We start from the raw sequence: 12,906 nt of genomic DNA, 5'->3' as shown, positions 1-12,906 counted from the left end.
ACCTGACATAAGGCAGGTAACCCTTTATCTTTTGTCATATTATTTTCATGTTACAAAGAAATTATTATTTTTAGAAATATTTTAATAACCATTTCCATAAACAAAAATTATTTTAATCATCAAACTTAAAATAACTAAATTATCGTTTTTTAATACGTTTATAACATCTTTGTTTTTTATATTTTATAAATACAAAAAACTTATATTTTTAATGAGTGTAATAATACAGACTAATATGCAAGGTAAAATGCCTACTACGATTAAATTAAATAGTTGATAGTAGTCAAAAAATAATAATGTGACAATTAACAATATTGAAATCATTAAAGCGTCATCATACTGTAACTTAATTGTCATATTTTCTATTCACAATGCAGCTATCGAAGAGCGTACAAGCACTCAACAAAAAGTGACGTACAACCTATTGCATTAATGAGAGAGAATAGAATGCGCTTAAATCCACGTCAAATCGCAATTGCGTTAGCAGTAACTGGGGCAGCTGTAACAACGACTGCAAATGCAGCTCGTGATACGATTCAAATTGCTGGTTCTTCAACTGTATTACCGTTTGCCAGCGTTGTAGCTGAAGAGTTTGGTAATACTTTCCCTCAATTTAAAACTCCTGTAGTGGGTTCTGGCGGTTCTTCTGCTGGTTTGAAACAATTCTGTCAAGGTGTTGGCGATAACACAATCGACGTTGCGAACTCTTCTCGTAAAATTAAGAGTACTGAGATTCAAGCTTGTAACAAAGCTGGTGTAAAACAAATTCAAGAAATCAAAATTGGTTACGATGGTATTGTATTCGCGTCTAACTCAAACAAAGCGGCTTATAAATTAAAACCTTACCACGTGTTTGCTGCTTTAGCTGCACAGTTACCTTCAAAAGGTAAATTGGTTCCAAACCCATATACAAACTGGAATCAAATCGATAAAACACTTCCAAATGAACCGATTACTCTTGTAATTCCTGCATCTAACCACGGTACTCGTGAAGTTTTCCAAGAGAAAATGGTTGAAGCTGGTTGTGAAGCATATGAATACTTCAAGAGCTTAGATAAAGATGCTCAGAAGAAAGCATGTTCTACTTTCCGTAAAGATGGCCGTGTAATTGAAATCGCTGGTGACTATACAGAAACATTAGCACGCTTAAAAACTTCTCCAAGTGCAGTAGGTGTGTTTGGTTTAAGTTTCTATGACATGAACCGTGACAAGTTACGTGTAGCAACAGTAAACAACGTTGTTCCATCTGAGAAGACAGTATTGAATGGTACATACCCTGTATCGCGTCCATTGTACTTCTACGTGAAAGGCGAACACTTAAAATCAGTTAAAGGCTTACCGCAATTTGTAGAATATTTCGTAAGCAAGAAAGCAACTGGTAAAGGTTCTAAAGCTGAGCGTGATGGTTTAATCGCGATGTCTGATGCTGAACGTGCAAAAGTTTTGGCTGACTTTAAAGCAGGTAAAACTGTTAAATAAGTTAGTTTGAATGAAGGCTGGTGATCTTAAGAGTTCATCAGCCTTTTTGTCTAACTTGTTTTTCCAAATTATGACAATTGAGAAAACAGTGGAGAGTACATGAATCTGCTACTTATCGGTGTGTTGTTAGCCCTCGTGGCAATTGCATATCAACTTGGGCTGAGAAAGAGCCGTAACATAGCAGGTAAGGGAAGCAACTCGGCGACGTTACATTCTCGTCCTGGTTATTATGGCGCACTGGTTGGTCTTTGGTGCGGTATCCCTGCTTTTTTAATTTTGATCATTTGGAACTTGGTTGAACCAAGTATTTTAAATCATATTATTTTTAATAATATTCCGGCGTCTGTAAGTGCTTCTCTGGATGAAGCGGGTAGAAGTGTATTAGTTGATCGTGTTCAATCAATTGCTTCAGGCTTTGGGGTGAGTGATAAACCAGCAGCTTACGAATTAGCAGCTGCTCAACAGTTTTCCAAATTTCAAACGATTGGCTCTTTTGCCAAATTTGCTGTTGTAATTTGTGCTGCTTTATTAGGTTTGGTTTGGGCAAAGAAAAAAATCAGCCAACAATATCGTGCTCGTAACCAAGTTGAACGTGCCATTAACGTTGCTTTGATTTTATGTTCTGGTGTTGCGATTTTAACCACCATCGGTATCGTAATGTCGATGTTTGGCGAAGCAATGCACTTCTTCCGTTTTGTAAGTCCAATGGACTTTTTCTTTGGCACAGAATGGAACCCAGGCTTTAGTACTTCTGGCAATGCTGAAGGTAGTTATGGTTTATTACCATTGCTATGGGGCACGCTCATGGTCAGTGGTATCGCTCTACTCGTTGCTGTACCAGTTGGATTAATGATCGCAATTTATTTAGCTGAATATGCTTCACCATGGTTCCGCTCATGGGCAAAACCGACAATTGAGGTCTTAGCTGGTATTCCAACAATTGTTTATGGTGTATTTGCCATGATGATTATTGGACCATTCTTTAAAGCTGCGGGTGCTTATATTGGCTTAGAAATTAATGCGACGAGTGCTTTAACTGCTGGCTTTGTAATGGGAATTATGATTATCCCGTTTGTGTCATCTTTGTCTGATGACATTATTACTCAAGTCCCGCGTGCACTACGTGACGGTTCTTTAGGACTGGGTGCGACTAAGTCTGAAACAATTCGTCAAGTCGTATTGCCAGCAGCTTTACCGGGTATTACAGGTGCTTTCTTATTGGCAGTCTCTCGTGCGGTTGGGGAAACCATGATTGTGGTTTTAGCAGCAGGGAACAGTCCACTTTTACACGCAAATCCATTTGAAGCTGTTTCGACAGTGACAGTCACTATTGTAAAACAGTTGACTGGAGATACAGACTTCTCAAGTCCGCAAGCATTGGTTGCATTCGCACTAGGTTTAACACTATTTGTTATTACCTTGGGATTAAATATTGTAGCACTGTACATTGTGCGTAAATACCGTGAGCAATACGAATGAGTACATCAAATACATCATCTCCTATGGATCAGAACGTATTTGATCCGAAAGCTGCTGCTGAAACACGTGAACGACGTAAACAGGTTATTGAAAAATCTTTGGCTAAACGTCATCGCAAAGAAAAAGCTTTCCGTTTTGCGGGTTTATCGGCAGTCGTTATTGGTCTTGCATTCGTTGCTCTCTTGTTCGGTAGTATTTTGGCAAAAGGTTTACCTGCTTTTTGGCAAACTAGTATGAATGTTCCAATTTACTTTGATCCTAAAGTAATTGATGCAGGTCCAGTGCCTGTACGTACTCAAGGTGAAACACCTGCGCATTACCAAGAACGTTATGTTGATTGGCAAACTAAAATGGGTATGGTGGATTGGGATGGCATCATTGTAAATGGAATGATTGCTAAAGATCCTGCACTTGCCTCACAACGTGACTACCTGAGCAGCTTATATGCAAGCTCGGAAGCTTATCGCCTGCGTGATATGGTCTTTGCAGATCCATCATTAATCGGTAAAAAAGAAAATATTACCTTCTTAGGTGATGCGAATGTCGATGTTTGGTTAAAAGGTAATATTGATCGTTCATTACCAGATGATCAGCAACAACTTGATCCAGAAGTGCGTAAGCTTGCCGATGAGTTAAAAGCAAAAGGTGTTCTTGAAAGTACCTTTAATACGACTTTATTTAAGAATCCTGACTCTCGTAGTTCTCCGGCAATTAGTGGTCTTGCAGGTGCATTCATGGGTTCATTGTTCATGATGCTCATCGTGATCATCATTGCGATCCCAATTGGTGTTGCCAGCGCAATCTATCTCGAAGAGTTTGCTCCAAAAAATGTTCTTACAGACATTATTGAAGTTAACATCAATAACCTTGCTGCTGTTCCTTCAATTGTATTTGGTTTACTCGGCGCAGCAATTTTCATTGGTTGGATGCATTTACCTTTATCAGCTCCGCTAGTGGGTGGATTGGTTTTAAGCTTAATGACACTACCAACTGTCATCATTACCACGCGTGCTTCATTAAAAGCTGTGCCGCCTTCTATTCGACAAGCTGCACTTGGTTTGGGAGCTTCTAAGTTCCAAACGATTTTCCACCATGTTTTACCGTTGGCATTACCGGGCATTATGACAGGTGCAATTATTGGTGTTGCCCATGCACTTGGTGAAACAGCACCTTTACTTTTAATCGGGATGAGTGCATTCGTTGCAAGTATTCCAACAACACCATTTGATCAAGCCACTGCTTTACCTGTCCAAGTTTACTTATGGCAAGGTAATGAGTTGCGTAACTTCTTCGAAGGCCGTACTGCCGCTGCGATTATCGTACTACTTGCATTAATGATTGGTTTAAACAGTCTTGCAATTTGGTTACGTAAAAAGTTCGAAGTGCGTTGGTAATAGAGGATAAATCATGAATACTATTGATATTACGAATTCCTTAGAAAAGGATAAGTTAGTGAATACTGAACAATCGCAATTTACAGATAAACCGCTGAATCATGGCACTTCGTATGTTTCGCATTTTGAACCACACGCTTCAAAAAAGCAGAACTCAACTGAAATCAAGATTAGTGCACAAGATGCCCATGTTTATTATGGTGATTTTGAAGCCATTAAAGGTATTGATCTAGATATTTACCAAAACGAAGTGATCGCGTTTATTGGCCCATCAGGTTGTGGTAAATCGACCTTTCTTCGTACTTTAAACCGTATGAATGACACCATTGATGGTTGCCGTGTAACAGGTAAAATTACACTCGATAATCACAATATTTATGACCCAAATCTAGACGTTGTATTGTTGCGTGCTCAGGTTGGTATGGTGTTCCAAAAGCCAAACCCATTCCCTAAATCTATTTTTGACAACGTGGCTTATGGCCCAAAACTTCATGGTTTAGCACGTGATAAGTACGATCTAGAGGAAATTGTTGAAAACAGCTTACGTAAAGCTGGTTTGTGGGACGAGGTTAAGGACCGTTTGAACCAGCCGGGTACAGGCTTATCAGGTGGTCAGCAACAGCGTTTATGTATTGCTCGTACCATTGCTGTTAGCCCTGAAGTGATTTTAATGGACGAACCGTGTTCTGCACTCGATCCAATTGCAACAGCAAAAGTAGAAGAACTCATTTCTGAGTTGTCTAATCAATTCACAATTGTGATTGTGACTCACTCAATGCAACAAGCTGCACGTGTTTCTGATCGTACTGCTTATTTCCATTTAGGTGATTTGATTGAAGTTAACTCAACTGAAAAAGTCTTCACTCAACCTGACCATCAGTTAACAGAAGCGTATATTACTGGACGCTTCGGTTGATTAATAATCAATAAAAGAAAAAGAGCCATGTGCTCTTTTTTTATTTTATAAATGAAAATGACTCTATTTTGCAAAAACGCTATTGAATTTTAACCAAAAGGACCACATCTTAAGGCTATAAAAGATAACTTATGAGCTTAGAATTTTATGTTATTCCATTTGCCTAAACTCCCTGCAGAAATACGTGTTAGTCATTTAAATGCACGTGTAAATGAACAGAGAAAAAAAATTGCACAAACTACGGCAAGCCGTTTAGAACTTTTACAATTAGCTCAACAACTTGCTAAAGAAGCTAAAATTCGCCGTAAAAATAATCAGAAAATTTTTGTTTTAGATTTCAAGGGTGATATTCAAGCTTCGGCAGTTGAAAACTTGCGTGAAGAAATTACTCTGATTTTAGCAACTGCTAAAGCAGGACGTGACCGTATTGTAGTTCGTCTCGAAAGCCCAGGTGGTATGGTCCATGGGTATGGTCTGGCAGCAGCTCAGTTGGTGCGTTTGCGTGATGCTGGTTTTCATGTAACTATCTGCGTAGATAAAGTCGCTGCGAGTGGCGGCTATATGATGGCATGTATTGCAAATGAAATTATTGCAGCGCCGTTTGCTATTGTTGGTTCAATAGGTGTAGTTGCTCAAGTTCCAAACTTTAATCGCCTTTTAAAAGAACACAATGTGGATTTTGAGCTTTACACAGCAGGGCAATATAAGCGTACTGTAACCATGTTTGGTGAAAATACGCCTGAAGGTAAAGCGAAGTTTGAAGAAGAGCTGCAACAAACTCATGTCTTATTTAAGCACTTTGTAGAAAAGTACCGTCCACAGCTTAATGTTGATAAAGTGGCTACAGGTGAGCATTGGTATGGTGAAGATGCTCTAGATCTTAACCTTGTTGATAAACTGCAAACATCTGATGAGTATTTATTAGCTTTATTGCCACAACATGATGTGTATGTCATTAATACACGTAAGAAAGCGACCTTAGGTGAAAAGCTGGGTTTACAGGCAGCGCAAATGGCAGATAGTTTGATCCCTACTGTCATGAACAAGGTAATGGAAAGCCTAGCAAAAGCGAACACGACGCTTGTGCAGGTACGTGATCCAAAACTATAAGTTTATCTAATTCAAATGTTATAAAGGACCAGCTTAAATGCTGGTTTTTTTATAAAGATAATATTCAAAGTTGTCTTATTAAATACGCTTAGATTTTTAATAGAAAGTAAAAAATAATTATTGATAAATATGCTTTTTGAATTGTGATAAACACATGGTTTTGATATTTTAAACAGCAATAAAATAGCTTTTAGATGAACCATTTAAAAAGTTAGACATTTAAAAATATAACTGAAATTTAGGACAGGAAATAATGACAAGAATAATTGTAGCATCCAAAGAGGGTTTGGACGTTCTGCAAGATGGTCAGCTCAATAAGGTCGTGTTAAGTAAACCTTCTATTATTCAAATTGGCGTAAGTCAAAAAGATATAGCATCGGTGGAAAAACAAGGTGGAAGTCTAGTCGTCCATTTAAAAAATGGAGAGACCATTTTCTTAGAAAATTTCTTTAATGAAGTAACGAATACAACAGAACATTCACTTGTTCTTCCGACTGAGCATGGAAAATTTGTTGAGGCACAATTTGATGCTCAAGGTAAGGTGATCGACTATACAGGTTTAAACCATGTCACAGATTTAGCCTATACGAGTACGAGCCAACCAGCTTCGACAATGGCGGTTGATGATTCCCCAACTTTTTCGATGGGTAACGTGCTAAAAGCTGGTTTGGCGGTTTTAGCTGCTGAAGGTTTATATCTTTGGGCTTTTGATAACGATGACAAAGATGACTCTTCAGGACCAGTAGATATCTTAGTTCCTGCTGCACCGACTGCTACTGTTGCTGATGATACTGTTACGGTTAATGGTAAAGCAGAAGCAAATGCAAAAATTTATCTTAAAGATGCTGCTGGAAATACAGTCGCAACGGGTTTGGCAGATGCGAGTGGTAATTTTACAATTAAACTCGATAAGCCTTTAGCAAATGGAAATAAATTAAATGTTTTTGCTGAGGATGCTGCTGGCAATATGTCTAAAGCTGGTGTTGTGACTGGTAGTAAAGACACAATTGCTCCAGATGCTCCCCAAGCTCAGCTGAGTGATGATGGTTCATTGGTAACAGGTAAAGCTGAAGCAAATGCAAAAATTACTGTTTATGATGCTGGTGGTAACGTATTAGGCACTGTAACTGCGAATAAAGATGGTATTTTTTCTTTAAAGCTTACTCCTCCATTGACGAGTGACGCCGGAGGAAAAGTTGTCGCTGAAGATGCTGTAGGCAATAAATCTGAGCCAAGTAAAATCGTTGCTGGAAAAGATACTTTCGCTCCGGATGTTCCTTTAGTTGAAGTCAATAAAGAAGGTACCACAGTTGAAGGACAAACTGAGCCTAATGCAAAAGTTCAGATAAAAGATGCTGATGGTAAAGTGATTGGAACTGGTACTGCAAACGCACAAGGTGAGTTTCAAATCACGCTTTCGCCTGCATTAAAAGAGTCACAAAAGGCAACAGTTGTTGTTGAAGATGCAGCCGGTAATACATCTAAACCTTTAGAAGTTTCTCCAAGTTATGACTCTATTGCACCTGAGAAGCCTGTTGCTCAGATTAATACTGATGGTACAACCGTAACAGGTACAACCGAAGCAAATGCAAAAGTTGAAATCAAAGATACGACAGGTAAGGTCATTGGTACGGGAACGGCAGATGCAAATGGAAAATTTACAATTACGATTTCGCCTGCTTTAACTGATAACAAACATGCTTCAGTTTCGGCGATTGATAGTGCAGGCAATAAATCTGAGGTTCTTGATATTATTGGTACTAAGGACACAACCCCGCCTGCAAAACCTGTTTTAAACAGTGTGGATGATGATGTTGGTGCTCTAAAAGGTGCGATTACTGCTGGTTCAGAAACTGACGATGCAAGACCAAAGCTCACAGGCTCAGGTGAGGCAAATGCAACTTTAACCATTTATGATAATGGTGTTGCTATTGGGATTGTAAATGTAAGTAGTAGTCGATCATGGAGCTTTACGCTCGATAAAGACTTAGCAATTGGTAAACATACTATTACTTTAACTCAAACAGATGCAGCAGGCCTTACAAGTGAAGTGAGTTCACCATTTACGTTTTATGTGGTCGCTCCAAAGGCTGCCAGTTTAAGTGAGGTAGCTGTTGATACTGCTCATACAGAAACTGTATCTGTTGCTGATAGTGTTGGGTTAAATACATTAAAGTTAGTACAAAGCACAACAAATGAAACGGATAGCCAAGAGCAGAAATCTGTGCCATTAGATGATTTGTTAAAAAGCTCTACGTCTAGTGAACCAGACCCAATTGAAGCTCTTTTATCTTCAGCGGCATTAAAGCCTACTCAGGTAAATGATCAGAGTGATATAACTACGAATGCTAGTAATATTACTGCCAATCTTGAGCATGTTTTACCTGATACGACTTCTTCGGTTTTACAAAGCCTTTTAGAACAAACCTATCCTGTTGTCTAAAGTGATCTTAAAAAAAAGCGCTCATTGAGCGCTTTTTTATTTATGAGTTATTTGTTTTAGATGGAATCATGAGTGCAAGAAGTCCATAGAAAATTGCACCAATGGTCGCTAACAGCATATCTTTATGGGCATCCCACATATCGCCTTGTTGCCCATTATAATTTTCGGCTTCTTCCGGAGATAGTCCAATAGCAATTGCCCACTCAATAAGTTCATATAAAACACTTGAAGCCATTACAAATTGAACCACTAGCAAAAATAGACTGAATGGCTTTACTGATGGTAACCACACCTGAAACACGCGATAAGTAAGAGGGTAGAGACAAATACCATAGGCAAGATGAACCAAACGATCATACATATTACGGGACCAACCCATGTATTGATCTAAATTAAAATTGAATGCTTGTTGTATCCAATCATTGTATGGAACATATGAATACAGATAATGCGCACCAACAATATGGATGAGTAAAAACAGTAAATAGAAAATAAAACTTAAAAAATCGAGTCCAATCTTCTTAAAAATAACAAAGAGCAAAATCAACATAAACACTGTGCCCGCTTGATGAAGTAAATATGCTTCAAATTCAATAGGGTGAATAGCTGAAATGACAATCGCAATCAAAAGCAAGCCAAGAGCAATATAGTGTTTAAGTTTGAATTGTTTTTCGATCATTTTATAAAGACTTTATTGTGATTTATATCAGTGTAATAAAAAAGCGAAGCCTAAGCTCCGCTTTTTGTAAACTTTTTAATTAGATTTTGCTAATTAAATCGTTAATTTGTTTCGCTTGTTCGGCTGCATTACCTGTGTAAGTTGCAGGCGTAAGTTCAGCTAAACGCGCACGTTCTTCGCTTGGTACTTGAGCGAGTTCATCACCATTTACGAAATTAACCATCATGTCACGAGTCATTGCTTGACCACGAGTTAATGCTTTTAGTTTTTCATATGGTTTTTCAATGTTGTAGCGACGCATTACCGTTTGAATTGGTTCAGCTAAAACTTCTTGAGCTTGGTCTAAATCTTCATTTAAACGGTTTGCATTTAACTCAAGTTTACCAACACCTTTTAAGCACGCATCGAAAGCAATTAAGCTTTGCGCAAAACCAACACCCATATTACGTAATACAGTTGAGTCAGTTAAGTCACGCTGCCAGCGTGAAATTGGTAATTTTTCACCTAAGTGAGTCAATACTGCATTTGCAATACCTAAGTTACCTTCAGAGTTTTCAAAGTCAATTGGGTTAACTTTGTGTGGCATAGTTGATGAACCAACTTCGCCTTCTTTCAATTTTTGTTTGAAGTAACCTAGAGAGATGTAACCCCATACGTCACGGTTAAAGTCGATTAAAATCGTATTAAAACGACGTAACGCATCAAACAACTCTGCCATGTAATCATGTGGTTCGATTTGAGTTGTATAAGGGTTGAATGTTAAACCTAAAGATTCAACAAAAGCTTGTGCGTGAGCAGCCCAATCAACATCTGGATAAGCAGAAAGGTGAGCATTGTAGTTACCTACAGCACCATTGATTTTGCCCAGCAATTCAACATTTTCAAATTGTTTGATTTGACGAGCTAAACGGTATGCCACATTCGCCATTTCTTTACCCAAAGTTGTTGGGCTGGCAGTTTGACCGTGTGTACGAGACAACATAGGTTGTTCAGCGTGAGTCGTTGCCAAAGCAGAGATCGCATTAAGGATTTGCTTCATGCTTGATACTAAAACTTCACGACCATTTTTAAGCATAAGCGCGTGAGACAAGTTGTTGATGTCTTCTGAAGTACATGCAAAGTGAATGAATTCACCCGCATTTTGCAATTCAGCGATACCAGCGATCTTCTCTTTTAAGAAATACTCAACTGCTTTAACGTCATGGTTAGTCGTACGTTCAATCTCTTTAATCCGGTTCGCATCTTCTTCAGAGAAGTTGCTAACAATTGCATCTAAAGCTGCATTTGTTTCGTTTGAAAAAGGTGCAACTTCAACAATTTCTGGACGGTTAGAAAGTGCTTGTAACCAACGCACTTCTACAGTGACACGAGCATGGATTAAACCAAACTCAGAAAGAAAAGGGCGTAGCGCATCACATTTGCTGGCATAACGTCCATCTAATGGTGATAGAGCGGTTAAAGCGTTCATAACGATTCCTTAATGTTGGAATAAACATAAAACTAAAAAAATCTCGTTTATAGTCTTAAACGACTTGGTACTGTAAACGAGCAAGTGCTTGAATATCCTGTAGCAATTTACGTTTGCTAAAAATCATGTTCCACGAACTACCGCCGAGTTGTCGCCATAAATGGGCCATTTGTAAGCCCGTAAACAAACAAGCACGGATGCGGTTAGTATGGTTGGTATCTTTAAATGCTTCTGCATTACCACGAACTAAAATTCGTGGGTTAATCTGCCCAGCCGTATCAACATAAGTTTGAGCCAAATTGGCTAAAATGCTTGGGTGTAGGTAGTTATTATCAAAAAAAGACAGCTGTTTTAAAATTTTCTGCTGAGCTTTCTCGATGATTGCGACATATTCAGGATTGCTATAAACCTTTTTTTCTAACTGTAAGAGCGACATCGCGTAGGACATTGGCAATTTGGCCGTGCCCATTTTGGGAAGGCGAGACTTAGGCATGTTTGAAAAAGGTTGAGTAATACAATTTTCGAGTGTTTTAAGCCCTAAAGAAATATCTGCCAACTGATTAAAAAAATCTAAGGTTTGAACACCATTATTGGCTGTAGGACGAATATTTAAACTTGCTTTAATTAATAACTCAAAATAGAAGTTACCACTTTCACCAATACTTTGCTGACCCGTCATGGCTGTCATATGGGTGAGCTGGGTGGCCTGAAATACCCCAGCCAAGGCAAGGGCACGGTTTTGGCGAACATTCAAGGCTTGTGATTGTTGAAATGGTAACTCCACCATGCCATTCATTCCCTTAAATAAAATTTGGTGTAGGGGCATTTGTATGGTGAATGACACCCCCGCCTAAGCAAACTTCATCTGAATAAAATACAACGCTTTGACCCGGTGTAACAGCACGTTGTGGTTCATCAAACTCAACGCGAACACCGTGTTCAGTGTTTTCATCAATAAAAATTGTACATGCCTGATCAGGTTGGCGATAACGCGTTTTAGCTGTACAGCGTAATCCTTCAATTGGAATATTTTGTTCACCCGCTACCCAGTCAATTGACTCACTCCACAGTTGAGTGCTTTGCATGAGTGGGTGTTCATGTCCCTGACCAACAACGAGGCGATTATTGGCAAGATCTTTATGTAGTACGAACCATGCACCTTCAGCTGCACCTTTCAAACCACCTAGACCAATTCCACCACGTTGACCGAGCGTATAGTACATCAGACCGTGATGTTCACCAACTTCTTTACCTGTATCAAGTACAATTTTCCCAGGCTGAGCGGGTAAATATTGTTTAAGGAAGTCATTAAAACGACGTTCCCCAATAAAACAAATTCCTGTTGAGTCCTTTTTCTTGGCTGTAGCAAGATCAAGTTCTTCAGCAATTCTGCGAACTTCAGGTTTTTCGATTTCGCCTACTGGGAATAATGTTTTATTAATTTCTCTACCATGAACGGCATGTAAGAAATAGGTTTGGTCTTTATTGTTATCTACACCACGTAATAATGGTGCGTATGCTTCGCCTTTAGAGTTATATGCGGTTTCACCACGGCGTGCGTAATGACCCGTTGCGATAAAGTCTGCACCTAAAGTCATGGCATGATCTAAAAATGCACGGAATTTAATTTCTTTATTACATAAAATATCTGGGTTTGGCGTACGACCAGCAGCATATTCAGCTAGGAAAAGTTCAAACACTCGATCCCAATATTCCATAGCAAAGTTTGCTGTATGCAGCTTAATGCCGATTTTATCAGCTACCGCTTGGGCATCAGCTAAGTCTTCCATTGCCGTACAGTATTCCGTGCCGTCGTCTTCCTCCCAGTTCTTCATGAAAAGTCCTTCAACTTGATAACCCTGTTGAAGTAAAAGTGCTGCAGAAACAGAAGAGTCTACACCACCAGACATACCGACGATGACACGTTGTTGCATAGGA

Annotated in this window: 10 protein-coding genes; 6 read left to right on the top strand and 4 right to left on the bottom strand. The window is 38.9% G+C overall.

Annotated elements, in window-relative coordinates; all coding sequences use genetic code 11:
- Positions 1–447 precede the first annotated feature (447 nt).
- From RFW85_RS04225 to blp2, 6 genes are all read left to right on the top strand, one after another.
- Positions 448–1,479 carry a substrate-binding domain-containing protein gene (locus RFW85_RS04225; RefSeq protein WP_086265410.1) on the top strand — a complete coding sequence of 344 codons (1,032 nt, stop codon included), beginning with the start codon at positions 448–450 and terminating at the stop codon, positions 1,477–1,479.
- 99 nt (positions 1,480–1,578) lie between these two features.
- Entirely contained in the window at positions 1,579–2,958 is a 1,380-nt protein-coding gene (gene pstC, locus RFW85_RS04220; protein ID WP_086265409.1) for a phosphate ABC transporter permease subunit PstC, read from the top strand.
- Entirely contained in the window at positions 2,955–4,352 is a 1,398-nt protein-coding gene (gene pstA / locus RFW85_RS04215; RefSeq protein ID WP_213034430.1) for a phosphate ABC transporter permease PstA, read from the top strand. Before pstC ends, pstA begins: the two co-directional genes overlap by 4 nt.
- Before the next feature lie 13 nt (positions 4,353–4,365).
- Entirely contained in the window at positions 4,366–5,268 is a 903-nt protein-coding gene (gene pstB / locus RFW85_RS04210; protein WP_171545303.1) for a phosphate ABC transporter ATP-binding protein PstB, read from the top strand.
- Positions 5,269–5,415: 147 nt separating this feature from the next.
- Positions 5,416–6,378, top strand: coding sequence for a protease SohB (gene sohB / locus RFW85_RS04205; RefSeq protein WP_086399814.1), 963 nt, complete (start codon positions 5,416–5,418; stop codon positions 6,376–6,378).
- Positions 6,379–6,631: 253 nt separating this feature from the next.
- Entirely contained in the window at positions 6,632–8,821 is a 2,190-nt protein-coding gene (gene blp2, locus RFW85_RS04200) for an Ig-like repeat protein Blp2 (RefSeq protein WP_170249453.1), read from the top strand.
- Between the two features lie 40 nt (positions 8,822–8,861).
- On the opposite strand, the gene RFW85_RS04195 is transcribed toward blp2, so the two are convergent.
- From RFW85_RS04195 to mnmA, 4 genes are all read right to left on the bottom strand, one after another.
- Positions 8,862–9,500 (bottom strand): DUF2238 domain-containing protein, encoded by a 639-nt coding sequence (locus RFW85_RS04195; RefSeq protein ID WP_170249452.1) that lies wholly within the window; start codon positions 9,498–9,500, stop codon positions 8,862–8,864.
- A gap of 79 nt (positions 9,501–9,579) precedes the next feature.
- Positions 9,580–10,968, bottom strand: coding sequence for an adenylosuccinate lyase (purB, locus tag RFW85_RS04190; RefSeq protein WP_170249451.1), 1,389 nt, complete (start codon positions 10,966–10,968; stop codon positions 9,580–9,582).
- Between the two features lie 55 nt (positions 10,969–11,023).
- Positions 11,024–11,755, bottom strand: coding sequence for a high frequency lysogenization protein HflD (gene hflD, locus RFW85_RS04185; RefSeq protein ID WP_002118587.1), 732 nt, complete (start codon positions 11,753–11,755; stop codon positions 11,024–11,026).
- A gap of 13 nt (positions 11,756–11,768) precedes the next feature.
- Positions 11,769–12,902, bottom strand: coding sequence for a tRNA 2-thiouridine(34) synthase MnmA (gene mnmA / locus RFW85_RS04180; RefSeq protein ID WP_086265404.1), 1,134 nt, complete (start codon positions 12,900–12,902; stop codon positions 11,769–11,771).
- Positions 12,903–12,906 lie beyond the last annotated feature (4 nt).

It is taken from the genome of Acinetobacter sp. 12966, from assembly GCF_031196995.1.
GTDB lineage: Bacteria > Pseudomonadota > Gammaproteobacteria > Pseudomonadales > Moraxellaceae > Acinetobacter > Acinetobacter geminorum.
Note: the sequence above shows the minus strand (reverse complement) of the source record. Positions and strands in the feature narration are given on the sequence as shown.

Coding starts and splice junctions, on each gene's coding strand:
- RFW85_RS04225 (WP_086265410.1), top strand. CDS start 448: ATGCGCTTAAATCCACGTCAAATCGCAATTGCGTTAGCAGTAACTGGG.
- pstC (WP_086265409.1), top strand. CDS start 1,579: ATGAATCTGCTACTTATCGGTGTGTTGTTAGCCCTCGTGGCAATTGCA.
- pstA (WP_213034430.1), top strand. CDS start 2,955: ATGAGTACATCAAATACATCATCTCCTATGGATCAGAACGTATTTGAT.
- pstB (WP_171545303.1), top strand. CDS start 4,366: ATGAATACTATTGATATTACGAATTCCTTAGAAAAGGATAAGTTAGTG.
- sohB (WP_086399814.1), top strand. CDS start 5,416: ATGTTATTCCATTTGCCTAAACTCCCTGCAGAAATACGTGTTAGTCAT.
- blp2 (WP_170249453.1), top strand. CDS start 6,632: ATGACAAGAATAATTGTAGCATCCAAAGAGGGTTTGGACGTTCTGCAA.
- RFW85_RS04195 (WP_170249452.1), bottom strand. CDS start 9,500: ATGATCGAAAAACAATTCAAACTTAAACACTATATTGCTCTTGGCTTG.
- purB (WP_170249451.1), bottom strand. CDS start 10,968: ATGAACGCTTTAACCGCTCTATCACCATTAGATGGACGTTATGCCAGC.
- hflD (WP_002118587.1), bottom strand. CDS start 11,755: ATGGTGGAGTTACCATTTCAACAATCACAAGCCTTGAATGTTCGCCAA.
- mnmA (WP_086265404.1), bottom strand. CDS start 12,902: ATGCAACAACGTGTCATCGTCGGTATGTCTGGTGGTGTAGACTCTTCT.